Source organism: Clostridium sp. LXY-7 (assembly GCF_056172015.1).
In genome coordinates this window covers 499,231-523,812 of record NZ_JBLLJL010000001.1, presented here as the reverse complement: position 1 = coordinate 523,812, position 24,582 = coordinate 499,231, and the positions used below count along the sequence as shown (strand labels likewise).

At 31.2% G+C, this 24,582-nt stretch carries 25 protein-coding genes; 6 read left to right on the top strand and 19 right to left on the bottom strand.

Annotated elements, in window-relative coordinates; translation table 11 throughout:
• The 13 genes from ACI48Q_RS02535 to mntA form a co-directional block, all read right to left on the bottom strand.
• Positions 1-1,383: a TldD/PmbA family protein gene (locus ACI48Q_RS02535; RefSeq protein WP_474917467.1), complete on the bottom strand. Its 1,383-nt coding sequence runs from the start codon at positions 1,381-1,383 to the stop codon at positions 1-3.
• A gap of 262 nt (positions 1,384-1,645) precedes the next feature.
• Positions 1,646-2,890, bottom strand: coding sequence for a metal-dependent hydrolase family protein (locus ACI48Q_RS02530; RefSeq protein ID WP_474917466.1), 1,245 nt, complete (start codon positions 2,888-2,890; stop codon positions 1,646-1,648).
• A 143-nt stretch (positions 2,891-3,033) separates the two neighbouring features.
• A complete protein-coding gene (locus ACI48Q_RS02525) occupies positions 3,034-4,041 on the bottom strand; it encodes a proline racemase family protein (RefSeq protein WP_474917465.1) in 1,008 nt (335 codons plus the stop codon).
• A gap of 9 nt (positions 4,042-4,050) precedes the next feature.
• The gene (locus tag ACI48Q_RS02520) at positions 4,051-4,527 is read right to left on the bottom strand and encodes a glycine/sarcosine/betaine reductase component B subunit (protein ID WP_474917464.1); all 477 of its coding nucleotides are present in this window, start codon (positions 4,525-4,527) and stop codon (positions 4,051-4,053) included.
• Positions 4,528-4,538: 11 nt separating this feature from the next.
• Positions 4,539-5,309, bottom strand: a complete 771-nt coding sequence (prdD, locus tag ACI48Q_RS02515; protein WP_474917463.1) for a proline reductase cluster protein PrdD — start codon at positions 5,307-5,309, stop codon at positions 4,539-4,541.
• A 57-nt stretch (positions 5,310-5,366) separates the two neighbouring features.
• On the bottom strand, positions 5,367-6,098 hold the full coding sequence (gene prdB / locus ACI48Q_RS02510; RefSeq protein ID WP_474917462.1) for a D-proline reductase (dithiol) protein PrdB: 732 nt from the start codon (positions 6,096-6,098) through the stop codon (positions 5,367-5,369).
• Positions 6,091-6,357: a CBO2463/CBO2479 domain-containing protein gene (locus ACI48Q_RS02505; protein ID WP_474918325.1), complete on the bottom strand. Its 267-nt coding sequence runs from the start codon at positions 6,355-6,357 to the stop codon at positions 6,091-6,093. The genes prdB and ACI48Q_RS02505 overlap by 8 nt, the downstream gene beginning before the upstream one ends.
• A gap of 57 nt (positions 6,358-6,414) precedes the next feature.
• Positions 6,415-8,505 (bottom strand): D-proline reductase (dithiol) proprotein PrdA, encoded by a 2,091-nt coding sequence (gene prdA, locus ACI48Q_RS02500; protein ID WP_474917461.1) that lies wholly within the window; start codon positions 8,503-8,505, stop codon positions 6,415-6,417.
• 2 nt (positions 8,506-8,507) lie between these two features.
• Positions 8,508-9,824, bottom strand: a complete 1,317-nt coding sequence (prdC, locus tag ACI48Q_RS02495; protein WP_474917460.1) for a proline reductase-associated electron transfer protein PrdC — start codon at positions 9,822-9,824, stop codon at positions 8,508-8,510.
• 473 nt (positions 9,825-10,297) lie between these two features.
• A complete protein-coding gene (prdR, locus tag ACI48Q_RS02490; RefSeq protein WP_474917459.1) occupies positions 10,298-12,049 on the bottom strand; it encodes a sigma-54 dependent transcriptional regulator PrdR in 1,752 nt (583 codons plus the stop codon).
• Between the two features lie 197 nt (positions 12,050-12,246).
• The gene (locus tag ACI48Q_RS02485; protein ID WP_474917458.1) at positions 12,247-12,807 is read right to left on the bottom strand and encodes an NUDIX hydrolase; all 561 of its coding nucleotides are present in this window, start codon (positions 12,805-12,807) and stop codon (positions 12,247-12,249) included.
• Positions 12,808-12,911: 104 nt separating this feature from the next.
• Positions 12,912-13,376: a hypothetical protein gene (locus tag ACI48Q_RS02480; RefSeq protein WP_474917457.1), complete on the bottom strand. Its 465-nt coding sequence runs from the start codon at positions 13,374-13,376 to the stop codon at positions 12,912-12,914.
• A 12-nt stretch (positions 13,377-13,388) separates the two neighbouring features.
• Complete coding sequence (gene mntA, locus ACI48Q_RS02475) at positions 13,389-13,781, bottom strand: type VII toxin-antitoxin system MntA family adenylyltransferase antitoxin (RefSeq protein WP_474917456.1); 393 nt, start codon at positions 13,779-13,781, stop codon at positions 13,389-13,391.
• A gap of 193 nt (positions 13,782-13,974) precedes the next feature.
• On the opposite strand from mntA, the gene ACI48Q_RS02470 reads away from it, so the two are divergent.
• From ACI48Q_RS02470 to ACI48Q_RS02445, 6 genes are all read left to right on the top strand, one after another.
• The gene (locus ACI48Q_RS02470; RefSeq protein ID WP_474917455.1) at positions 13,975-14,496 is read left to right on the top strand and encodes a GNAT family N-acetyltransferase; all 522 of its coding nucleotides are present in this window, start codon (positions 13,975-13,977) and stop codon (positions 14,494-14,496) included.
• Between the two features lie 53 nt (positions 14,497-14,549).
• Positions 14,550-15,206 (top strand): NAD(P)H-dependent oxidoreductase, encoded by a 657-nt coding sequence (locus tag ACI48Q_RS02465; protein ID WP_474917454.1) that lies wholly within the window; start codon positions 14,550-14,552, stop codon positions 15,204-15,206.
• A gap of 47 nt (positions 15,207-15,253) precedes the next feature.
• Entirely contained in the window at positions 15,254-15,796 is a 543-nt protein-coding gene (locus ACI48Q_RS02460; RefSeq protein ID WP_474917453.1) for a ribonuclease FAU-1 family protein, read from the top strand.
• A 63-nt stretch (positions 15,797-15,859) separates the two neighbouring features.
• Positions 15,860-16,762 carry an EFR1 family ferrodoxin gene (locus tag ACI48Q_RS02455; RefSeq protein ID WP_474917452.1) on the top strand — a complete coding sequence of 301 codons (903 nt, stop codon included), beginning with the start codon at positions 15,860-15,862 and terminating at the stop codon, positions 16,760-16,762.
• A complete protein-coding gene (locus ACI48Q_RS02450; protein WP_474917451.1) occupies positions 16,755-17,120 on the top strand; it encodes a hypothetical protein in 366 nt (121 codons plus the stop codon). Before ACI48Q_RS02455 ends, ACI48Q_RS02450 begins: the two co-directional genes overlap by 8 nt.
• A gap of 218 nt (positions 17,121-17,338) precedes the next feature.
• Positions 17,339-17,593 (top strand): hypothetical protein, encoded by a 255-nt coding sequence (locus ACI48Q_RS02445; RefSeq protein ID WP_474917450.1) that lies wholly within the window; start codon positions 17,339-17,341, stop codon positions 17,591-17,593.
• Positions 17,594-17,722: 129 nt separating this feature from the next.
• On the opposite strand, the gene ACI48Q_RS02440 is transcribed toward ACI48Q_RS02445, so the two are convergent.
• The 6 genes from ACI48Q_RS02440 to ACI48Q_RS02415 form a co-directional block, all read right to left on the bottom strand.
• A complete protein-coding gene (locus ACI48Q_RS02440; RefSeq protein WP_474917449.1) occupies positions 17,723-19,084 on the bottom strand; it encodes a vWA domain-containing protein in 1,362 nt (453 codons plus the stop codon).
• 7 nt (positions 19,085-19,091) lie between these two features.
• Complete coding sequence (locus tag ACI48Q_RS02435; RefSeq protein ID WP_474917448.1) at positions 19,092-20,210, bottom strand: AAA family ATPase; 1,119 nt, start codon at positions 20,208-20,210, stop codon at positions 19,092-19,094.
• A 60-nt stretch (positions 20,211-20,270) separates the two neighbouring features.
• Positions 20,271-21,071: a hypothetical protein gene (locus ACI48Q_RS02430; protein WP_474917447.1), complete on the bottom strand. Its 801-nt coding sequence runs from the start codon at positions 21,069-21,071 to the stop codon at positions 20,271-20,273.
• Between the two features lie 184 nt (positions 21,072-21,255).
• Entirely contained in the window at positions 21,256-22,500 is a 1,245-nt protein-coding gene (locus ACI48Q_RS02425) for a class 1 isoprenoid biosynthesis enzyme (RefSeq protein ID WP_474918324.1), read from the bottom strand.
• A 119-nt stretch (positions 22,501-22,619) separates the two neighbouring features.
• Positions 22,620-23,891, bottom strand: a complete 1,272-nt coding sequence (locus ACI48Q_RS02420) for a sensor histidine kinase (protein ID WP_474917446.1) — start codon at positions 23,889-23,891, stop codon at positions 22,620-22,622.
• On the bottom strand, positions 23,870-24,559 hold the full coding sequence (locus ACI48Q_RS02415) for a response regulator transcription factor (protein WP_474917445.1): 690 nt from the start codon (positions 24,557-24,559) through the stop codon (positions 23,870-23,872). The genes ACI48Q_RS02420 and ACI48Q_RS02415 overlap by 22 nt, the downstream gene beginning before the upstream one ends.
• Positions 24,560-24,582 lie beyond the last annotated feature (23 nt).

The window sequence follows — 24,582 nt, the reverse complement described above, 5'->3', positions numbered from 1 at the left end:
CTATCTTCCCCCTACATTCACCTTGCATTTAATTGCAGGTCCACCCATACCTACAGTTATAGGCTGCTTCTTCCCACACATTCCTCCACTTGCCCATAAAAAATCGTCAGATATCATAGAAATAGTCTTTAGCATTTCAAATGCCACTCCTGATATGGTTGTATCTTTTATGGCTTTTCCTAATTTCCCATTTTTTATTTCATATCCCATGCTTATTCCAAACATAAATTCACTAGTTGCATCTGCTTGCCCATTAGTAGGCTTCATGAGATAATATCCATCTTCCACGGAAGCAATCATATCATTAAGCTTATCAGTACCTGGAAGTATACAAGTATTTCGCATTCTTATTATTGGTTCATCTGAAAATTGATAAGCTCTTGCATTTCCTGTTGGTAATACATTAAAATGATTTGCACTCTCTTTATTATGCATATAGCCTTTAAGAATTCCATTTTCTATTATGGTTACATCCTCAGCCTTAGTTCCTTCATCATCTATATATATAGGTACAGGACAAGTATTTCCAAAAGCAGTATTAGCAAAGTCTACTAAAGTAACTATAGGGCTAGCAACCTGTTTATTCATATACTCTCCTGCTATAGAACCCGATAAGACAATGTCTGCTTCTGTGGTATGTCCAATAGCTTCGTGAGCTAATATTCCTGCTATATCTGTAGCTAGTATACACTCCTTTAATCCAGCATCGGCATAAACTCCCTCAACTTTCTCCATAAGCATATTGTAAAGTTCATCTATTTTCTTATATAGCTCCTCTGGCTTATTAAAATTATCTTCAAATTGACCTAATCCACCGTATATTTTACTTAACTCCACTGGATTTCCACTATTATCATTTGCAGCCAAACTAACAATAAACATGGTCCTTGGTAAAAATGAATATAACTCAGCTCCTGAAGATGTAATTAACCTCTTTTCCATATTTAATTCATTAATCATTACAGTTCTACTAATTAAATTTTTATACTTTTTTGAAATATAATTATCTACTTCCTTTGCAAAGTCTATTAATTTTTTTTGAGTTAATCTTCTCTTTTGTGTAGCGAAGGATTTTTCTATGGAGTGATTTGAGGTTATTAATTCTCTATTTTTTGCTATAGATTTTGAATTTAAAAACTCTCCATTTTGTCTTGCAAGCTTTAAGACTTGTCTGATACTTTCATCACTAATATTGGAATTAGATGCAAATCCCCAAACTCCATTTACATTCACTCTAGCAGAAACACCACTTGATGAAGTTTTAATATTTTGAGTTAAATTGCCATTCATTAGCATTACATTAATTGATGAATTTTCTTGGCACCTTAACTCCGTATACCCCTTTAATAAATCAGAATACCTATTTAAATTTGATAGTCTCATAAAATCCCCCTTAAATATCATCTTAATAAAATTAAAATTCATTTTAAAATTATGTTGTATATTTTGTAATTAATTATAATATTATATATTAATTACATTAAATTCAATAAATAATTTGTTAAATATCCCCTAACATTAAAAAGAGTTCTACTAAACTTTTAGTAAAACTCTTTTATAGCTGCTTTAGTCAATAATGCCTGGCCTACTATCTTTCCATTAATCTCTGCAACCAAAGATAATTCAGGTATAAAGCTGAAATACCTTAATTGTAGTTTCTTTTTATAAATGCTCCTTCTTTCATTATGACTTCCATATTATCACTAGATATTCTATGTATATCCTCTAGTGGATTTCCATTAACAATTATTATATCAGCAAATTTTCCAGCTTCTAGAGTTCCAGTTATGTCATCAATATTAAGCATTTCAGCTCCATTTTTAGTTGCTGCTACTATTGTTTCCATCTCCGTAAGTCCTGCGCTGTTTAATGCATACATCTCTGTAATAGCATATTTTCCATAAGGAGTTAAACTACTACAAAATGAATCCGATCCCACCGTTATTCTAATGCCTTTTTTATTTGCATTTTTTAAATTATCAATTATACGATTAAGTTCTTTCTCTGCAGTAGTATTTCCTGGATAATTATCATGAATTGGTCTATAAGGAGGCTCATACACTGTGAACCACTCAAAGAAAAATTGAAGAGTCGGACAAAAGGTTATATCTTTTTCCTTCATTATCTCTAAACACTCCTCATTTAGTTCTTGACCGTGAATTATAGTAGAAACTCCTGCCTTGCATGAGTTTAATGCTCCTTCATACCCTTCAGCATGAGACCATACTGGAATGTTTACCATATTACATTCATCCACCACTGCTTGAATTTCTTCCATTGAATAATGAGAATGAGCTTTAGCATCATGTCTCCAAATGCCTCCACCTGTAGACCATATCTTAATGGCATCTGGATTTTCACGAAGCCTTACTCTAATAGCTTTACGTAAGTCCCATGGCCCATCTACTCTCTCTGCCCAAGGATGAGATGCATTATTATAATCTAAGGGCAGCCTATGGGAATCTCCATGACCTGAAGTTCTACAAAAACCTAACCCTGTAGCTACCACACGAGGCCCAGGAATAATCCCTTCCTCAATCATATTTCTAATATTTATACCGAATCTTGAAATTTCCCCCACTGAAGTTAATCCATGTTCAAGAGCTTCTCTCGCTTGAGCCACAGCTACAATGCACTTTTGAATAACTGGCTCTAAAACCCAATCACTATCATTATCTGTTCTATTTCCGCTAAAATGAAGATGAGTATCTATAAGCCCAGGCATTATAGTTTTTCCACTAATATCTATCCTCTCATATTCATCTCCAAGCTCTTTCATATGTCCTGCATATGCAATCTTTTTATTTTCTACTAATACCAATGAATTTGTTATTGCCTCTTTCCCATTACCGTCAATTAATGATCCACCTAAAAATGCTATCTTGCTCATAACTATCCCCCTATATACATATAAAAAACTTCTACTTTAGGTTTAACAATAAATAGAAATTACATATAATACAATGAAAATTTTACAAATATAACCTGACGCCTTCATTATAGTTCTGCTGATTATTTTTGTCAATTAACTTATTATTTTAACTTAAATCCATATCTTAAAGGATCGTCTTCATCAATAACTAGATGGTTAAATCCTGTAATATAGGCACTAGCTGTGATCTCTGGAATAATTCCAACATACTCTCCAACTGTTACCTTTTCTACAGCTCTTCCCTTAAATATTGTGCCAAGTATAGATTCGTAGACAAACTCCTCATTTAGGTTAAGTTCTCCTTTTGCAACTAAGGTGGCAATTTTTGCACTGGTACCAGTTCCACAAGGTGATCTATCAACTTGTCCATCCCCAAATACTACTACGTTTTGACAATGAGCTTTAGGATTTTTGGCAGGTCCATAGACTTCGACTAGATCCGCCTTTCTTATATGCTTTAAAGTTGGATGCTCAATGATACAATTTTTATTTACAAAATCCCTGATCTTCATTGCTATATGACTAATTTTTCGAGCATTTTCTGGGCAGATTTCAATACCTATTTCTTCAGAATTAACTAAAATAAAGAAGCTTCCTCCAAATGCTATATCTACTTTAATCTTTTTAAAATCTGGTATATTGAATTCTAAACTACTCTTATATAAAAATGAAGGCGCATTGGTTATGGTAGATTCTATAGCCTTTCCATTTTCAACCTTCACTCTCGCTTTTATCAACCCTGCCGGAGTCTCAAATATAATATTTGTGTAGGGTTCTGTTACCGGTATCATCCCTGTTTCAACAGCCACTGTAGATGCTCCAATAGAACCATGTCCACACATATTTAAATAGCCGCCTGCATCCATAAATATAATACCTAAATCTGCTTCTTCTAAGGTTGGTTGCGTAATGATTGAGCCAAACATATCAGCATGTCCTCTTGGCTCTAACATTATGGTGCTTCTTATATAATCTAAATTTTTCTCTAAATACTCCTTTTTCTCTGGCATGGTCTTCCCAGGAATTATGGGTACTCCACCTATGATTATTCTAGTTGGTTCTCCCATGGTATGAGAATCAATAACATGAATGGATTTTACAGCATCCATCATTCACACCTAGCCTTTCTTCTCATTTTTTCTCATTCTTAATTTTAAAATTGATAAAGCTTTTCTAGCATCCCTCTCTGTTACGTTGTTTTCACCTACCACCTCTGTCTCAATGCCATGTTCAGATTTATTAAAATCTATAATATTACTCATATATTTATTTGAAACAACAAACTGTCCTTGGATTCCTATGAAACTTAATCCTACAACTGGTATATTCCTTTTTTCAATTTCTTCAATGGTATTAGCATAATCCACATGACTATTTCCCCATCCATCTACTGAAATAATTGTTCCATCAGCCCTCATTGCCTCAAGCCATTGTGCAGTTCTTTGCCCAACAAACAATTTCTGTTCATTATCTTGGGGAGTTCCAACTATGATAATTCCCATTAAATCTACATCTAAATCTTCTGAAACAACTTTAAGTAATGGATCTCTAAAATGATGAAGTGTTGTTTCCTTAGTTGATGGTCCAACTCCCATGATCTTACCTCCTAATGCATACTCCTTAGGGCTCCATCCCTATATTCATTCGGACTTAAAATTACAGGCATATTTCCTAAATCAATAACAGATCTTCCTCCTTCAAAGCCTCCTACTTCCTTTGAAAATAATAAGGTATCGTACATAGCTCCCTGACCTGCAACCTGTTTTATAATTACCACCTTTTTTTTATCTGGTTTAATCTTGTCTATATACTCATATCTTTCATCACAAAATCTACCATTCATAGCTTTTAAGAAATTTCTAATTTCTTGGATAAACATGTCACATAATCTATGCACTTCTGTTATAGCTTCCCTAACAGTACCCATTCCTGATCTAACTACCACATCTAGATGAATTAAAATATCCTCACTAGCTGGAGTACCTGCTCTATCAAAACATACTTGTTCACTCAATATTCCTTCTGATGAACCAAACTCTGCTATCTGGACTCCATTTTCATCAATTCCTGTAAGCATTACACAAACCCCTGTCAAAACATGAGTAATACCTTCTCCAAGCTTTCCTAACACTTTAGTAGCAATAGGACTAAAATCCATGATAGAATTCACAAATATGTCTTTTTCATCAGGTTGCACTAGCTTTATCTGAATTTCTTTCACATATTTATTTTCCTTTGTGACTAGTTCATTATTACTCCCCGTTCCTATATAAAGAGTATTATTCTCTATATAATTATATGAGTATTCTGATAACTTTACTTCTTTCATATGAAAAGTTTTAATTATCAATTTTCTTATTTCAATTTCTTTATTCATGTAACCACCGTTTATCTTAATCTAGTGTTATAAAAAAATTATGCTAAGATTATTTAATTAAACTTTAGCTATATATTCATAAGGTAAGGAAATTATCTTTCCTACTGAATCTATTTCTATCAATTGCTTAAGCGTATCTTTTAATATTGCCTTTTGCATATCTGGATTATTAGGTTCTCCTGCATTTGCTCCCATTGGTACAAGTGGCGCAACTGCCCTCGGTGTACCTGATTGCCTAACCACTGGTGGAAGTGCTGCTATTACTATCGTAGGAATCCCCGATTCCTCAATTGCTCTCTGTACAAGTACAGCAGAGCGATGGCAAGTTCCTCAGCCAGCAGTTAATACCACTGCGTCTACCCCTTCTTCTTTAAGTAATTTTGCAATTTCAGGCCCTGTTTCACTTTTAAACTTTTCTTGATTGCCTCCGCCGCCCATAAAGCCTATATGGGTCTCAGCAATCTCCTTAATAAAACCTTCCTCTGCAAGCTCTCTTAATCTATCTAATGGAAACATACAATTAACATCCTTATTAACATCTCCATTGTCATATCCTCCATGAGATACCATTAATTCATCTGTATTTATATTTCCTGGTATTATCCTAAAGGTAAAATCACCTGCTAAATTAAACCTCTTATCTGACTTTAAATGTACTCCAGCAGCCGTTGCAAAAGCAATTTTCATATCCTTAAGTCCTTTAGTAACAGGAGTCCATACTGGAAGTGGAGTTATAGGTACAAAAATTTCTGATTGTAATCCTTTTATAACCGTAAGTCCACTAGTCATATTCTTTCCCTTCCTTTCTATCTCTAGTTTTAATATTTCTTATATACTTATCGTTTGAATTTTCACTTAATACTTCAAGAAAACTCATTTTAAACCCAACCTCTTGACCTAGCTTCAAAGGATAATCTGTTATAAGCATTCTCATTGGGACTTTTAAAAAGCCTAATCTTCCCTTTAAATCTATTGAGACTGAACCATCATGCAGTTCACATATAATGCCTTGCATTTCTATTATCTTATCTCCATACTTCATATGAATTTTCTCCTTATGATTTTAAATTCATTATCTTTGCTATGAGAGTTTATATTGCATAAGCTACTTAGTTGAATATTTCTCTAGTCTCTTTTCACTCATAGGTATGGAATTTTCATTTTCTACCCTAATAATCTTACAGTCTCTTACTGCTTCAATTAATTCTAGGTTATTTTCTTTCACATTAGCATTCCATTTTCTTTCAGCACTTTTTACTTCTTCTTCAGCCATAGCAGTCTTAAGCATGCCTAGTGCTCTTATAGCATCTTCCTCACATAAGGTGTTACAAGACAATACCTCATTTTCAATCCCAGCTTCTGATTTATTATTGTCTACCATATACTTCATGTACTTATTACCCACTACTAGTGCTCCTTGAACTGCGCAGAAACTCATTCCTACACAAGGTATTTCTCTCATACCAATTTGTTCTATATGACTTGCAAAATCTATATGATTATTACCGAACCCTTCTGTAGTAACTATTGCTCCATCTACATCCATAGTTTCAACTAACATACCAAGTCTTTCAGAAACATAAAACTTCTCACTATTAATTTGAGGACTACCTATAAATACAACTCCACACAAGTCAATTTCTGGATCTTTCATTGCTTCTATAACTAAAGGTTCTCTCCAGTAGTGTCTTGAACACTCCTTTGATGCTGGACCTATACAGGTTAAAGCATGGACACCACCATCTAAAACTTCAAGAGGTGAAAGAACTATAGGTAGGTTTCCAAGGTCTACATTTGGCTTTCCACCTAAAACTCCCACAGGCTCTACAGGAAGAATTAAGTTGTCATGCATAGCTCCTTGCCCCATTATTTCTTTTACTACAACTACCTTCTTCTTACCAGTTCTTCTGTATTGGTTTAATCTTTCACTGCTTACTACTAAAGATTCATCCACTATTTTAAGAGCATTTCTAATTTCATTAGTTATATAATCAGTAGCTTTATGAGCCGCAAGAGGTCCTGGTCTTTCCATATTAGTTCCACGCTCAATGGATACTTGAGTCTTAATAAATATTTCACCTTTATCTGGAGCCCCTGGCCTTCCCCACATTATGTTCTCTTCAAGAATACCTTCTGAAGAACCAAATTCGCCAATCTGAACTCCATCTTCATCGATACCTGTAACCATAACAATTACTCCATCTATAACTCTAGTAATTCCAGTTCCTAATTTAGAATCTCCTTCTTTGGTTGCAATTGGTTGCACATCCATTATTGTTTCAGAGTAAGTATTATATTTATCTGGAGTAATAATTTCTACTTTAATATCAGTTACCAGTTCTGTTATCTTTACTGCATCTTCACATATGTTCTCTCTAATATATAAAGTTTTTCCTTCAATCTTCGTTTGCTCTCCAAACCTGACCTCATTAATTTCAAAATGCTTCTTTAATAAGGTTCTAACTAATTTATTCTCAATCTTAAGGATTTCTTTTGCTTCAACCATGTCTGAATTTTCCTCTGGTTTAATGGAGTTTTCTATTACCTTTACTTTTGGAAATTCAGTGGATCCCATTTGATGAATTGTTAATGGAACTTCTATATCTATTCCTTTGCCTTCTGCAATTTTAATCTTTAAAACAGCACCACTAGTGGTATTCAATATTTGAGATTCGCTATTAGAAGATTTTTCTTTGCTTTCAAAGTTTTTTAATAGTTTTGATGTAATTGGAGTTAAGGCACTTGTATCTTCTCTTAATACTTGTCCTAATACCTTTTCCACAGTCAATACTTCCTCATCAAGGTTAATCAATAAAGAATCCTGTAGTTTTTCAAAGTGCATTGGGTTTTCTAAATCTTTATCAGTTATTATCTCTTCTGATTTCTTATTGACTTTTAGTACTGCCTTAGCTTGTGGTGAAATAGAAATCTCACTCTTTGTTGAAGATAATCCATCGATTAAATCTGGAGTAATAGGAGTTAATGAGTCTATGGTTTTAATTAACCTTTTACCTAATACCTCTCTAATTTTCAAGCAATTATCTGGAATAAACATAAGTCCTGTTTCTAGCATATCTGGAAAAATTAATGGGTCTTCTAGATTAGCTGGAGATATAATTGTTCCTTTTTCAGTTCTACAACATACTACAGCTACTTCATTTTTCATCTCCAATGCATACTCATCATTCATTGACATGACTAAATTCCTCCTTCATCTTCTTCTAAACTAAGTCTTCTAGTTAGCTTGTAATCTATGGTCCTAAAAATATGATCCGTATGATGATATACAGGAATATTAAGTTTAGGAGCACAACTCATCACTGTATTAGAACAGTCAGAACAATTAGAGATAAGTATCCGTTCTGCCCCCATGCTCTTAAGCTTTAAAACAGCAGCTATCTGTCCTGGACAATCTCCTGGAGTTTTACATTTTGCCACACCCTTATTTCTTATGATGTTTTTACACTCTGCTACCCCAACTATATTGGCATGCATCTTGTTTCCTATATCCTTAAGTCTATTTTCATCAGCACCGCAGGCACATACCAATAGTCCCAAATTTCCTCTATACTCTGGAAGAGGTATTGTAACTATTACTCCACCTGAAGTCTTTGTTACTACTTCCTCCTCTAAATTTACTGCTACTCCTGTATAAGGTCCTCCTAAAACTATTTCTCCATAATTCCCATCAATGCCTCCACAGCTCTCTATTAATTCTTTAATAGGCATACCAACAGGAACACGCATACACACATGAGGCATATTTCCACCAACCAAATTTCCTATAACCGTAATATCCTTATCAATCACTGGCTTTCTTTCTTCTACAGCTTTTGTAATATTACATAGGGTTTCAGCATTAAGAATTACAGATTTTGCTTCTATAGGAAGTTGATTAGGCTCTAACCATTGTCCAAATATATCGCGGATAATGGCTCTTTCTTCCCCCATAGGATAAATATCTTTAAGAGGATGAATTTCAATATCCGTAAAATCTTTTAAACAGGCTTCAATTGACTTAATAGCTTTTTGATTTTTCTCTTTAATAGCCACATAAGCTTTTTTTGCTCCTGTTACTTTCATTGCATACTCTATACCTCTTATTACTAGCTCTGGTACTTCTTCTAATAGCTTTATGTTGTGATGTAATGCAGGCTCACATTCTACACAGTTGGCTATTATATATCCATCCTCTAGTTTAGTTTGCAGTTTAACATAAGTCGGAAATCCTGCTCCTCCACTACCAACTACTCCAGCTTCATATACTGCTTCACAAATGTCTCTACATTCTTTAATCTTTATATAATCTTCAGTTTGAGTATCCTCCGCTAAAATTTCTATGTAAATTTCTGTGATTGAACTAACAGTACCAAAAACACTGGAATGAATTTTTGCTCCCAAGCCTTTAGGCTCTGCAATACATTCCCCTCTTTTTATATTTTGGCCTTCTTTCACTATAGGTATCGCTGGTGCCCCTATATGCATCTTTAGTGGGAACCGATATGCCTTTGACATACAATCACCTCCATTTTAATTTTTAGTTTTTAATATCTATTATATTTTCAGCAATTTTTATGCCAATTTTTTTATAAATTGAAATCTTTTAGTATTAATAGATAAATGTCCATTTATCTATTTGATTTCATAATATTCTTAGAAATTAATATTTTTTACATAATTCTTGCCAAATTTCCCATATAGTTTTTGTCAAATTTTTGACACTCTTTATCTATATCTACTAACCTTATTGCTTTCATATTTTACAATACGTGCATGAGTGTTTATACATTACTTGAGAAGTTACCTATAGGTATAAGTTCTTCTCCCTCTCAGTTAGAGCGAGTATCTCTCTTGTACAAACTTCCTCTGAAGCTAAGAATTACTTGATATATACCTTTATAAAATTAATCATGCCCCAGTTAATATTTTGTATATTTTATAAAATAAAAATGTGTCAGTTTTTTGACATGCTTTTCAAAAAACTGATACTATAGATTGTATTGAGCCAATTTATAATATAAAGTGCTCCTTTTAATATTTAAAATCTGTGCTGCCTTTTGCTTATTTCCTCCTGCTACCTTCATAGCTTCTATAATCATCCGCTTTTCTAATTTTTCTATATTAATTCGAAGGTCATAGCTTTCTTCAGAATTTTCAGTATTTTCTATTTCGTAATCCTTCATGTACTGAGGAATTGATTTCTCAGATATTACACCATCATTCGAAAGAATAACCATCTTTTGAATTACATTTCTTAATTCTCTAATATTTCCTTCCCATTTATAATTAGTAAGTATATTATATATATTTTCTTCCACTAAATTTATCTCTATATTCTCCTTCTTGGATATCTGATTAATAAATAAATTTATTAGCTCATTTATATCTTCTTTTCTTTCTCTTAATGGAGGAAGCTCTAATTGAACTACAGATATTCTATAAAACAAATCTTCTCTAAATAAACTTTGCTTTATAAGCTCCTTTAAATTTTTATTAGTAGCTGCAATAATTCTAGTATTAGTTATTATTTCTTTTTCTCCACCTAATCTACATACCATGCCATCCTGTAAAACTCTTAAAAGCTTCGCCTGCATCTCAAAGGGCATGTCTCCAATTTCATCTAAAAATAGGGTTCCATTATTAGCAAGTTCAAACTTTCCAATCTTTCCTTTCTTAGAAGCTCCAGTAAAAGCTCCTTCTATATATCCAAAAAGTTCACTTTCCAAAAGCTGTACTGGTATAGAACTACAATTTACTGCTACAAAAGGACCTTGTCTTCCACTAGCTTCATGAATTGCTTTGGCAAAGACCTCTTTTCCCGTCCCGCTCTCTCCTGTAATCAGTATACTAGCCGTAGTGCTAGCAACTTTCTGACAAATTGCTATTATCTCCATAATTTTTTTATTCTTTCCTATAATGGAAGAAAAATTATAATTAGTAGCAATTTCTCTTTGATATGCATCTTTCAGTAGCTCTACTTTTTTCTTTTCATAAATAAGTTGTTTGGATAAATTTACCACCTCTGTTATATCTCTATCCGTAGATACAGTGGTAATTAACTCTCCATTTGAATTATATATGGGAACCACACTTAGAATTACCGATTTACCTTTTACGGGCTCATGTTTTATATTCTGTATGCATTTACCATCATTTAACACTTTAGTTATCATAGCATTGGGAAAAACTTCTCCAATATATCTTCCAATGATGTCTTCTGCTTTGATATTGTACAACTTTTCTGAACTTTTATTCCAATAGTTTACAATGCCTTTAGCATCACATATACATACAGCCTCCTGCATATTATCAATAATGCTATTTTGTAAAACATACATATGATCAATACTTATATAAAATTTATCTCTTATACTATTGTTAGTTAGAATACCTATAACTTTAGAATTTTCTATCACAGGCAATCTACCAATATTGTGCTGTAACATTAAGTTTCTAGCATCTCTCACTGAAGTCTCAGCACTGATTGTAATAACTTTACTGCTAATATAATCTTTAATACTCTTTTTAAGAGAAAAAGACTCACTGACCATTAGCTTTCCAAAGTCCTTTCTCGTAAGTATTCCCAATAAAATTCCATCCTCATTCTCTATAATTACCTCATCTTTATAAAATTGTATCATTTTATAAAGAGCATACTCTAATGAGTCATTTAAGGTTAATACAATAAAATCTTTACTCATAATATCCTTTACTCTACATTCTAAGGTATCAATTGCCATGAAATTACCCCCAATAAATATAAACTATTTGAATTTATGTAAAAAATTTAAACAACAAGTAAATTATACATCTTATTTACTAATAATATCTTCTCCAATACTGAAAAATACTATAGAATTAAATAATAGAATGTATTTGAAAATACTATAAAAAGAAGGAATATAAAATTCCATTTAATTGAATTTTACCTTCCTTTTTATTTTACTTTATGTATTTTATTAATAAGTTTTTCATATACCTTATGCATTTCTGGTTCACTGCTATGTTTAAATATCTTTTTTATAGGAATCCACTTAACTCCGCTATTTTCATCTGGTTTAATTTTGACTTCTTCACTATCGTCTCCTTCTAATAAGTAAGCAACTGATAAATGTAGATGTGCAGATACATATTTACCTCTCTTAACGTGACCAACTACAGATAATATATCTAGAGAAGCAATATCTTTAGATATAGGATGTATATTTTTAATTCCTGTTTCTTCTTTTGCCTCTCTAATTGCCACTGCTAATAAATCTTCTTCTCCATCTGCGTGTCCACCTGTCCATGCCCATGAATTATATATATTGTGATATATCATTAAAGCTTTATCTCTTTTTTTATTTACTATAAAGGAAGAGCTTGTTATATGTGCTAACTCATTATCTCTAGTTAAAATGTTATCTTGAGTTTCAATACATTTTAAAATTCCCTCTTTATCCTTTTCTTCTTGTTCATTACAAGGAACATATGCTCTTACTTCATTAATCCAACTCATGCGTATCACCCTTTCTCTCTAAAAATACATAAAAGTAGAAATTCAAAATATGTTAATTTTCACTGCTCTTATATATTAAAATTTATTATTTACTTATAAAAAGTTTAAAAGAGTTCTTCTCCATTAAGTTCACTTTTAAATTCTAAAATATCCTTTATGAATATAGTATACATCTCTTTATTTTCCCTATAGAACTCCAATAACATACCCGTGGTTGGAATATCATATCCATGTGCTATGTCATTTCTTAATTTAATAGATGGTTTAAACATATTTACAAATTCTTGAGAGAGAAATTTATGTGTAACACTTAAATCTAAACATTCTCTAAAATATTTTTTGCTTACATCTATACTAGCTGTTCTTAGTACTAAAGAAATATAATCCTCTACTAAAGATTGAAAACTATTAAATAAGCTCCTAAATGAAAGTTCCATTGAGCGACTTATAATAGAATTATCATCATATTGACCTGAGGATATTACATCATAAAATTCTTCAAGTTCATTAACACATTTTTCTGATTTATTTACAGTAACATTTAGCCTTGCTAAATTTATTTTTCTCATATTTCCCCCTATTTAAACTGACATGATTTTTTTCCAAAATGGAAATTCAGTTTTCACCCAATGATTTAATTTATCTAAATAAGCTTGCTCAATAATATAATCTTTACAAAACAATAGATAATTTCTCATAATAACTTGCACTTGAATATATTCGGGTAATACATTTAAGTCATTTAAATCTACTGATATTTTTATCATATCTTCAAGGTCTGAGTTTAAAATTAAGATTTCAGGATAAGTCATTTTATCTTTAGGAAGTATGGCTATGTCTATGTCACTATCTCCATTAAAATCTTCTGTCCCAAAAGATCCAAAGATATAAACACTATTTATGTTATCTTTATTGATAAGATAATTCTTTATAATTTCAACTATTTCTTCATTGCCCATATTTTTATTAGACATATTTATCCTCCTAACTTCGAAATTTCATAACAATTATTTATATATGTTATTATATCCCATTAATACTGATTTTTAAACTTTCTTCTTCATAAGTATTATTTATATAAAACTCATTTGTGCTATAATGTAAATATATTCCACCGAATATATAAACTCCACAGTAAAGTACCATAGGAAAGGTTGTGTTTTAAATTTGGGAAAAATTTATTTAGCAGTTCCTTCAATGGAACATAAACATGGATATAATGAAATGCTATTAGAATGTGAAGAAAAAGGTGAGCGTATATCTCCTGGATCCATACGGCCAAGAGGAAGAGATTACATAAGCTTATTGAAAGATTTAGAAAGTTACAAAACTAGTGAAACCTGTCCATCCCATCTTGCACCTTCAGACACATATTTCTTAGTAAATAATCAAAATAAAATATTAGGATCAATTTGTATAAGACATTCCTTGAATGAAGAGCTACTCAAATTTGGGGGCCATATAGGTTATGGTGTCCGTCCTAGTGAAAGAAGAAAAGGCTATGCAACGATAATGCTAAAAATGGCTCTTGATAAGTGTAGAGATATGGGTATAGGGCCAGTTCTTGTAACTTGTAACAAGGATAATATTCCTTCAGCAAAAACTATCCTTTCAAATGGTGGAATCCTTGAAAACGAACTTATGGAGGATAATGGTAACATCGTACAAAGATATTGGATAGAAATCTAGCTAATACTTTAATTCACTGTAGCTAATTTATATATAATCTAAGGAGATAAAATATGCTTATTGTTTGTATATCTGCTTCAAATATTAAACATGCCGGTGAAAATAGTACTTCTTTGAAAACCTGCAGGCCCATCCAAAAGATAATTAGCTCAAATATTCCTAATAACCTAGATGTGGAAATTATTTCTCTTGCTAATTATGAACTTAAGCCCTGTATTGGATGTGGAAGTTGTTTTAATAGTGAACGCTGTATTTATGATGCGGAGTTTAATGAAATCTATCACAAACTTATTACTCCAGATGCACTATTCATTGTTTCTCCCCATTATGCACCCATACCATCAAAGCTCTCCATGGTCCTTGAAAAAATTGAGCAGTTAACCTTTTTAAAGAGATTCAATGAGGAAAATTATCGCTCTCCTTTATTTGGCAACCCTGTAGGAATTATAGGACATGGTGGTGGTACTGAAGAGATAATAAAATACTATAAAGGTCCTATTCTAGATTCTATTTGGAACGCTTTATCCTATCCTATTGAGATGAATATTATTGGAGTAAATAATGAATATCCTAATGGAATAATCTTTCCAGTAAAAAGTGTTAAGAAAGTTAAAAATTCGATTTTCCCAATACACGAATATGACTGGAAGGATATCGAAGAAAGATTGAGCCCTTTAGTAACCAATGTGCTTGAAAAAATAATCAAATAGTAAAAATAAGACTTGTTAGCCTCTAATTTATATTTCGGAGGGTTGAAATGAAAAGAAAATCCACAGATAGAACTTATTTGAAAAGAATTATAGATAGAGATTTTATAGTTTCTAAGCTAACTGATAATAGTTTTAAAGGTTATATATCCCTATTTAAAATAAATAAAGTAACAAATCCTTGTGTAATTACGTATGAAGACAGCCATATTTCTATTATTGATAATGATTATAGTATGCTTCAATATATGCCATTAGATGAAAATTATACTCTGACTGCATTTTTTGATGCAAATAATAAAATAGTTCAATGGTATTTTGACATTACCTATGAAAATGGCATAGATGATAATGGCGTACCTTATTATGATGACTTATATTTAGATATTGTTATATTACCCTCTTTAGAAATATATTTGTTAGACAAAGATGAACTAGATGAAGCACTGAACAAAAAAGTAATCACCAAAGAACAGTATCATTTAGCTTGTAGTGTTGCTGATAAATTAATGAATGATATTTTGAATAATAAAGTTACACTCATGGACAGGTGTAAAATAGACTTAGATCATATGTTGCAATTAATAAAATAGTGAAAGTTTCAACATATCTTATTATTTATTATTTCTATATATTAAAATAGGTGGTGAAGGGTAATGGATTCACATATCCATATTAAGAACATTAAAATTGTATTTTTTTCCGGTACAGGCAGTACAACTAAAGTTGTTAACGTTTTTAAAGAAACCTTAGAATCAAAAGGTAAAATTGTAGTTGTTCATGAACTCAATAATAGGAATTCTATAACTAGTGATGGTGAAGATCTACTTATAGTTATATATCCCGTTCATGCCTGTAATGCCCCTGAACCTATTTATGAATATGTAGATGCTATCTCCAAAGTAGATAAAGTATCTGCAGCAGTAATCTCTGTATCAGGAGGAGGAGAAATCACTCCCAATACTGCCTGTAGGCTACATTGTATTAAGAGATTAGAGAAGAAAGGTTTTAACGTTGTCTATGAAAATATGATAGTTATGCCCTCTAATTGGATTATTCCTACTGTTGATGGACTAGCTATAAGATTGCTTAAAATACTTCCTAATAAAGTTGAGAAAATGATTAATGATATGCTGTCTGGTGTTCCTCGCAGAACAACTCCTAATTTTTTAAATAGATTCTTCTCTTATATTGGTGAATTTGAAAAATATGGCTCAAAATCCTTTGGTAGAAAGATAAAGGTTACTAAAAGTTGCAATAGCTGTGGATGGTGTGAAAAATCCTGTCCAAGAACTAACATTTCATTATCTAATGGAGTTCCTAAGTTTAATGATAGCTGTGTACTATGTTTAAAGTGTATTTATGGCTGCCCTCAAAAAGCTTTAACGCCCAGTGTTAATAAATTTATCGTCATTAAACAAGGATATAATTTTAATGTTATTGAAAAGCAAATTATAGATATGGATAAATTGGATTCTGTGGAATCATTGGCAAAGGGATATTTGTGGAAAGGTATAAAAGAATATTTGTTAGATGAGGAGACGATTTTCTATGAGTAAAAACTGTTCACATTGCAATAAAAAAACCTCATTTTTTGATGGTGGAACCAATTATCATGGCAAATACTTATGTTCAGAGTGCTATGATTTAGCAATACAAAATAAAAATACTTCAAGTAAATATATAGAATACAATAAAGAAGAAACATATATTAACGGCTTAAGAATAATTTCCTGTATCATATTAGCTTTCAGTATAATAAATTCAGGTATTTTATTGTCAGCCACAAGTGATTTTTTGCTATTCATTAAGACACTCTTAATAGGTACAACAGTATTTTTTCTCTTAATGGTAATCTCATACATCGCTGAGAATATCTCAGAAATCAAAAAAAAGCTGAATCAAAACTATGATTAATTCCATTAGTGATTTTAAAAAATCAAAGGATAATGCTACTAATATTGAAGTATCCTATACTACTTTAAATCAACCTTTTACTATGTGGTATAGTATAACTTTCAAATTAATATCTGATAGTACAGGAATTTTTAATATACAGTAAATATATAATTCATAAAAATTAAAACTATAGAAGGGCTACCATACTTTAACCCTTTTAGCTACATGGAGGCTTTATGAAAAAACTAATGTTTTTTAGTGATCAAATTATTGGTAAAAGTGATAACCTCGACGAGGAGTTATTAAATCTATTAAATAAAAAAAATCCTAGGCTTGCATATATACCTTCCTGTGCTGATTTAACAAGAAAGTATTATAATCAAAAGGTTGAATATTATAAAAGGCTAGGAATAGACAATCTACTCTACTTTGATATAGATGAAGATTTTGATGAGAATAAAATAAATCCAAAGATAAAAAATTTGAAATGAAATGTCCTGATAATGAAAGAGTTATTATTTGTGGAGAAATAATAGAAATGGAAGCTAAAAAATAGCTTCCATTATTTCTATGCTATAAACATTGTTCTTAACAAAACATCCTTAATTTTAGGTCATCCATTAAAGATCTGGTTGCTGATGATTCATAGACCATCCATCGGACCTTACATCCTCCATATCTATATTATCATCCTTAATTTCCACAGCTTTAAGCTTTTTTATTATGCCAAAGGGTTTCTGTAAGGAAAGTTTCTGTCCATGTCCTGATATTATCCATAGAGTTTTATATCCCTTTGGAACTACCTCTAGCCTTTTTTCTCCCTCTCCATCGGTAAAATAGATCAATATATTTGTATTTGTTTTATTCACGTGTTCAAACACTGGAGAAAATTTAGTTCCACCATTAGAATGACTTCTTTCTCTTAAATCCTTAGAATTTTTTATCTTATATATGCTTTTTATATCACTATCACACTCTATAACTGTTATTTCATGCTTATAGTTCTTCACTATATTTAAAACTTCTTTTAAGGCTTGCTCAAATTCTTCATTGCTTATACTAGCACTGATATCTAGAGCCAGTGTAATATGAGCTGTATGTCCCCTCAATTCTCCTCTTAAATCTAATCTATTAGGTTGTCTTCTATTTCTTCTAGTTATAGTTTTCTTTCTATCTCCTTCTAGGGTTCCCATAAGCTTTTTTAAATATAGATTCCATGGAATCTCTCCTTGATCTTCTTTTAAATCTTTAATAAAACCTTCTATATGAGGGGAGTTATCTCCCTTTAAGGCTTCCATAGCAAACTTCAAGGTAAATTCCTTTAAAGTCTTATCTTCAATATCCTCTGACTTTTCCCACATGTCATGGGTTTTAAGAGGGCTAAATTCCTTAGCAAATTCTTCATTATTCTCTTTATCTTCTTCCACTGTTCCTTCTCCAAGCAAGTCTAATTTGCTCTGAATATGGTGTGCATAATACTCAAAACTATTGAAGGGCTTCATATCTAATTTATATTTTATATTCACCCAAGGTAAGGTAGTTGCATAAGCTGGTAAGTATTCTAAATGTTGATTTACCACTATATCCATAGCCATATTGATAGCTAAGGGGCTTACTTTACCCTTAAGCTCTTTAGCTCTAATTAAATGAAGAGCTAGAATATGATGTATTTCATGCTTAATGCTATCCCCCATCTGTTCTAGGGTAAGTCCTAAAAATATCATTGGATTAAAATATATTATATATTTTGAGTTTTTAAAGTTACTTGCTGTAGGTGTTGATATATCATATTTTATTTTTCTCTCCATTTTTAAAAGAAAATGACCATAGAAACTATCTTTTTCCTGTATCAAGTAAAAATTAACCTTATTAACAAGATTTATAAAATCTCTCTCAAAGTCTGAAGTTAACTCTTGAGTTGAATATATATGGTATATCCTTTTATAGAGGTCTTCTCTTGTTTCCTCAAAGTTCTTTCCCATAACACAATTACTCCTTAATGTCTTTATAGGCCTTAAAGTATAACTCTAAAAACTTCTCTTCTTCTAAACATTCCTGATACAACTTCTCATAGTATTCCTTAATTTCTTGCATAATACCTAATCTTAAATCTATAGGGTATAATTCTAGAAGTTCTACTAATCTTTGTATATTCTTTTCTTCAATATCCATATTCTCTAGTCTATGAAGTACATTTTTCCCAATTAAGTATAGGCGTGTATGTGTTTCTACCTTTATAGTACTAGCTAGCTCTATTGAAATATCTTCTATCTCAAATATTTCTTCGTAAGTAATAAGAGGAGCATTATTTTCTTCAATAAAGCCAAGAAATTCTTGTGCTATCTTCTTTCCTAAATTTCCTTTTATTATTTCTAGAAACACTCTCTTAGGTATAGACCCCTGGCTATCTTTGTATAATTTATAACACTTAGATACCCTCTCATAACTCCTTGGAGTGGCCTTTGCATGATCTTCATTATCTCTGTCATGTAAATATTCCGGAAAGGTTGAAATAAACTCCATAACCTTTTCTTCAATTCCATATCCTTTTGCCCAACTTATCCATGCTTTAACTTCACTATCCATATAAAGCCATACAAATCTATTCTCCTGAGCTGAATCCATATCTACCACTTGATAGTCAAAACCTTCTCCATACTTACTTGAAGGATTCATTGCTGCCATTATTTTAACATCATCATGAAGCTTATACCCATTTATCTCTCTATTGAGTATTAAGTTCATCAACTCTTGTTGTACAGTGTGTTCACAACGATTAATTTCATCTATAAATAATAAAACTTCTTTTCCACTATGAATTAAGCTATCTATTTCCTGTAGCTTTGTATGTACTGCATATATAGTTATCTTTTTTAATGTACTACTTTTATTATTTTTTGATTCTTTATAATCCTCTACAGTAGGAAGTCCACCTATTTCTCCTTCCTTAAGAAGGTTTCCATCTATAACCACTAGATTCCAATTATTTTTTCTTGATAACTCCTTTGCTAATGCTGTTTTACCAATACCACTTTCTCCTACGATTAAAGGTACTTCTTTAGTAGCTATAACCAACTCTGTTGCTAGTAACGTATCTTTAAAGTTCATAATTTTCTCCCTTCATTAAGGCATCCTCCAAAAAATAACTAGTTATTTTTCTTCAGATACCTAATATTTCAATTTTTCATCAACAGCTATTTTTTTAGCCTTTTTACTTCCATAATTATATATAAATAAAATCTTATCCATAGATATATTTCCTTGTTTTATTCCTATACTTTCAGAATTTATAAAATTTCTAATGTACTGCTCCTCTACTTCTTCTCTACCCATTACTTCCTTAAAGATTTCTTCTACTTTGTCTATAAGCAGGGTATTATTAAAATACTTCATAGTTAGTGGATTACCCTTTAGAAGTTTCAATTTTTTCTCCTCAGTTAAATTAGAAATAAGACTTATCGCAGCTTCATTTTGTTTTACTGCTAGTAGCTCCACTCTTTCACTAGGATTATCTATATATCTAAGAGCTTCATAGCTTATATTTACAGCTCTCTCTTGTATTTCCTCACAGGGATTGTTTATATATTTAATAGCATCATAATCTCTATCTATAGCTAACCTTTGTATCTCCAAGTTAGGATTATCTACGTACTGTATAGCCCATCCTCGCTGACTTATAGCTATTCCTATAAGCTCTTCATTTAGGCTATCTACATATCTTAAATTATTCCATCCTTTTTCTATGGCATATTTTTTCATTTCATAACTAGGATATTTTATAAATCTTATGGTCATAGCATCACTTTTTAATGCCTCCCACTGCATTTCTTCAGTAGGATTATCTATATATTGAAGCATGGACCCATTTTTTTTAACTGCTAAAAGTTTCATTTCTTCAGTAGGATTTGAAATTGACTTTATAATTATAGGATTTTTTCCTATGATATCTAAATATTTATTATTCTCCATGATTCCTCCAGTTCTAAAAATTTAAACGTTTTTAAGAAATATTAATTAATAATAATTATTTAACCCATGTCAATTATAAACTTTTTTATGCTAAGTTTAAAGATGTAATATGTAACCTATTATAATCAAAATCTTAAATTGGAGCCCAAAATTAAAAGATTCCACTTAGGAATCTTTTAATTTATTATTCTATTAGATATAACAATATTTTCTCTAATTCCTCTTCTTCATAAATAGTAGTTAATTTCTTAAACTTTTTATTCAGGCTCTTTTTTAGCTCTTTAATATAGCTCATTCTAAAAGGTAATATTTTAGATATTTCTTCAATATAAGCCTTTGAGAAGTAATCCTCATTATCAGCTATAGCAAATAATATCATATTTATACAATTATCCTTTATGAGCTTTCTTAACTCACTGCTATTTTTATCTTTAAAACACCGTGCATTGTCAACCACATCTATGGTTAAATTTATTAACTTATTAGTCATCACATCTAATGGGTATTTTGTCGCTAGATGTGACATCACTGTCATATGATTATTTTCTAAATCACTCTTTACATCCTGAAGGTCATCACAAAGTTGAAGCAAAAATCCATATCCATAAGCAAAATCTTCCTCTTCTTCAGTTAAGGTCCCTCTAATAAGATAACCATCAGCAAGCACAGAAGCTCCACCCTTCTCAATAGATATTTCCAAAATATCCCTCTCGTAGGGTATTGTTACTTCATCTTGTTGAGTAAGACTTTTAATTTGCCCCTGATGTATAAGTAGTAAGCTATCATATAGCATAGGATATTTCTCTCTTTGGAACACTGATTCTATATAGTCAACTAGATTGTATACCTTATCTTCATGAGGATTTATAGCCTTTATACCATTTCCTTTAAGTCTTTGAGTAAATCTATTATTAAATTCTTTTTTTTCCTCCTTAGTTATCCCTATATCGTCTAAATAATTATCTGTATAGGGATATAGCATACTATATCCAAATATAGCATCAGTAAATTTAATTTCCTCTCCTACTACCTTTTGAAATATATTCACTATCCAAACATTTCTCATTGCTTGACCTATATCTTCATAGTTTAAGCTCTTATCAAAACTCTTACACGCCTTTATAAAATCATTGGTACTCTTAAAAAATTGAGCTTTCATTTCCTTATCTAAAATTCCCAGCTTGAAAGTATCTTCTTTTAAAATTATGTTGTCCAGATATTTATTACCTATCTCCTTCCACTTTACTCTTGCATTTACATCCTGAGGAAAGTTTTCTATATGATTTATAATATTATCTATAAGTGTATTAAACTTTTTTTCATTTTTTCTTTTTTCCCAATAGGTACTAGGTTGATTCTTTAGTTTTAACTCACTGCTAGAATTCCACCATTTATTCCTATACATGGAGTTTAAATGCTCAACTTTCATCCCCAATATTTTGTCCTCCATATCATTACTCTTTACTTTATGGTTCTACACCATACTATATTAATTCATAGTAACTTCTTTAAAAACTATTTACACTCTTATTATAAATATATTATATCTTATTCTTTTAAAGAATCTATAAAGCTAATAACAAAGGTAGTTCCCTCTCCCTCTTTACTTCTTAGCTTAATTTCTCCCCCTTGTTTTTCTATAATGCTTTTAGATAGAGAAAGTCCAATACCTATACTCTTTGGATTTACACTATTTTCTCCCTTATAAAATCTTTTAAATACCTTCTGCTGAACATCTTCTGACATTCCCTTTCCATTATCCACAATATTTATTTTAGTTATAAGTGCTCCTCTTTCTACACCTATTTCTATTTTCCCTCCATAGGGTGTATGTTCAATGGCATTTTTCAATATGTTGGATATGGCCTCAGCTAGCCAATGTTTATCATGGTTTACAGCTATATCCAAATCCCCATAAATTATTAACTGCTGGTTCTTCTTTTTCACTTTTTGAATTAATGAAGATACTGCTATATCTATAGTGTCTCTTAGTGGCTCATATTCCTTTTCAAAGTTAACTGCTCCAGCCTCTAGTCTTCCAACCTTTAAAAGATTCATTATTAACCATTCCATTCTTTCAAGCTGTTCTTCACATTTATCTAAAAACTTTATTCTATCCTCATAGGGCATATTTTCATTTTCCTTTAATAGATCATTAAACATAATTAATGATGCTAGAGGAGTCTTTAACTGATGAGAAATATCAGATAAGAAATCCTTTAAATATTCCTTTTCCGCTTTGAGAAGCTCAATGGAATTATTCACCCTATCTCCCATATAATTTAGAGATGAAATAAGAAGTGCCATTTCACCTTCATCAAAGTCTCCTTCAACATGCTTATACTTTCCACTAGACATGGCTTCTGTTTTTGTTACAATCTCATCCATTTTTATATATATACCTCTAAGCTCCTTTAAGAACAAAAGATATAATATTACTAGATAAAATACACCCATTGGAATAAATATAGTAAGGATTTCCTTGCCCATATAGGCTCCTATTTCATTACTTTCCATAGACATATTTTCGTCATAGCCATAGCTTTTTAACATATCCTTAGCTCTCTCTATTTCTTCTTTATCTCTTACCTTATAAAAATCTTTTATTATGCTTAAGGTATCTTTTTTATCTAATATATTAGATAAAATCACTGCATTTCGATTTATCATTAGCTTATTAACTCTTTTAATTATAAAAGATGATGCTGCAAAAATAGTAATTATTCCAACTAGTAGAATAATTATAAATTTCACTGTAATTTTTTTAACTTCAGGATTCCTGTAAAATCTTTTTATATTTAGCAATTTTGACTTATCCATCTATATCCAATTCCCCTTACAGTTTCAATATAAGGTGCCTTCTTTTCTTCTCTAAGCTTTTCTCTCAATCTATTAATATATACGGTCAAGGTCTTCTCTTCAATAAAGTCACCTTCAATATCCCAGAGTTTTTCTAGTAGCTGCTTTCTTGTAAGCACATCTCCCATGTTTTCAAGTAGTAAAAGTAAGAGCTTGTATTCAACAGAGGTTAATATTATTTTTTCTTCATCTTTATAAATCTCAAATTTCAAAGGATATATAGTCAAATCCCTATAGGTAATTTTCTGTTTTTCATTCCCCTTTTTTTCTACTCCACGTCTTCTTGTAACTGCATTGATTCTTGCAATTAATTCTCGTACTCTAACAGGCTTAGTTAAATAATCATCTGCTCCCATATCTAGCCCTAAGACTATATTAACCTCTTCATCACAAGCTGTTAGAAAAATTATTGGAATATCTGCTTCCTTTCTAATTTCCTTACAAAAATCATATCCATTACCATCTGGTAAGGTCACATCTAATAAAATCATATTTATATTATCTTCCTTTAGAAGAATTCTAGCTTCTTTTAGATTCTTCCCATGAGCTATTTCAAAACCTTCGTTCTTAAGTGAGTACTCAATACCCATAGCAAGAGTAATATCATCTTCAACTAATAATATCTTCATATTTCCTCCACAATATTTTAAAG

Bases quoted from the DNA above. Each gene is read 5' to 3' on its own strand.
- ACI48Q_RS02535 (WP_474917467.1), bottom strand. From the start codon at position 1,383: ATGAGACTATCAAATTTAAATAGGTATTCTGATTTATTAAAGGGGTAT.
- prdA (WP_474917461.1), bottom strand. From the start codon at position 8,505: ATGTCAATGAATGATGAGTATGCATTGGAGATGAAAAATGAAGTAGCT.
- ACI48Q_RS02425 (WP_474918324.1), bottom strand. From the start codon at position 22,500: ATGAAAGTTGAGCATTTAAACTCCATGTATAGGAATAAATGGTGGAAT.
- ACI48Q_RS02525 (WP_474917465.1), bottom strand. From the start codon at position 4,041: ATGGATGCTGTAAAATCCATTCATGTTATTGATTCTCATACCATGGGA.
- prdR (WP_474917459.1), bottom strand. From the start codon at position 12,049: ATGGCAATTGATACCTTAGAATGTAGAGTAAAGGATATTATGAGTAAA.
- ACI48Q_RS02485 (WP_474917458.1), bottom strand. From the start codon at position 12,807: ATGAGTTGGATTAATGAAGTAAGAGCATATGTTCCTTGTAATGAACAA.
- ACI48Q_RS02530 (WP_474917466.1), bottom strand. From the start codon at position 2,890: ATGAGCAAGATAGCATTTTTAGGTGGATCATTAATTGACGGTAATGGG.
- ACI48Q_RS02520 (WP_474917464.1), bottom strand. From the start codon at position 4,527: ATGGGAGTTGGACCATCAACTAAGGAAACAACACTTCATCATTTTAGA.
- prdC (WP_474917460.1), bottom strand. From the start codon at position 9,824: ATGTCAAAGGCATATCGGTTCCCACTAAAGATGCATATAGGGGCACCA.
- ACI48Q_RS02435 (WP_474917448.1), bottom strand. From the start codon at position 20,210: ATGAACTTTAAAGATACGTTACTAGCAACAGAGTTGGTTATAGCTACT.
- ACI48Q_RS02465 (WP_474917454.1), top strand. From the start codon at position 14,550: ATGCTTATTGTTTGTATATCTGCTTCAAATATTAAACATGCCGGTGAA.
- ACI48Q_RS02415 (WP_474917445.1), bottom strand. From the start codon at position 24,559: ATGAAGATATTATTAGTTGAAGATGATATTACTCTTGCTATGGGTATT.
- ACI48Q_RS02455 (WP_474917452.1), top strand. From the start codon at position 15,860: ATGGATTCACATATCCATATTAAGAACATTAAAATTGTATTTTTTTCC.
- prdD (WP_474917463.1), bottom strand. From the start codon at position 5,309: ATGAATAAAGAAATTGAAATAAGAAAATTGATAATTAAAACTTTTCAT.
- ACI48Q_RS02445 (WP_474917450.1), top strand. From the start codon at position 17,339: ATGAAAAAACTAATGTTTTTTAGTGATCAAATTATTGGTAAAAGTGAT.
- ACI48Q_RS02420 (WP_474917446.1), bottom strand. From the start codon at position 23,891: ATGGATAAGTCAAAATTGCTAAATATAAAAAGATTTTACAGGAATCCT.
- ACI48Q_RS02460 (WP_474917453.1), top strand. From the start codon at position 15,254: ATGAAAAGAAAATCCACAGATAGAACTTATTTGAAAAGAATTATAGAT.
- ACI48Q_RS02440 (WP_474917449.1), bottom strand. From the start codon at position 19,084: ATGGGAAAGAACTTTGAGGAAACAAGAGAAGACCTCTATAAAAGGATA.
- ACI48Q_RS02450 (WP_474917451.1), top strand. From the start codon at position 16,755: ATGAGTAAAAACTGTTCACATTGCAATAAAAAAACCTCATTTTTTGAT.
- ACI48Q_RS02430 (WP_474917447.1), bottom strand. From the start codon at position 21,071: ATGGAGAATAATAAATATTTAGATATCATAGGAAAAAATCCTATAATT.
- mntA (WP_474917456.1), bottom strand. From the start codon at position 13,781: ATGTCTAATAAAAATATGGGCAATGAAGAAATAGTTGAAATTATAAAG.
- ACI48Q_RS02480 (WP_474917457.1), bottom strand. From the start codon at position 13,376: ATGAGAAAAATAAATTTAGCAAGGCTAAATGTTACTGTAAATAAATCA.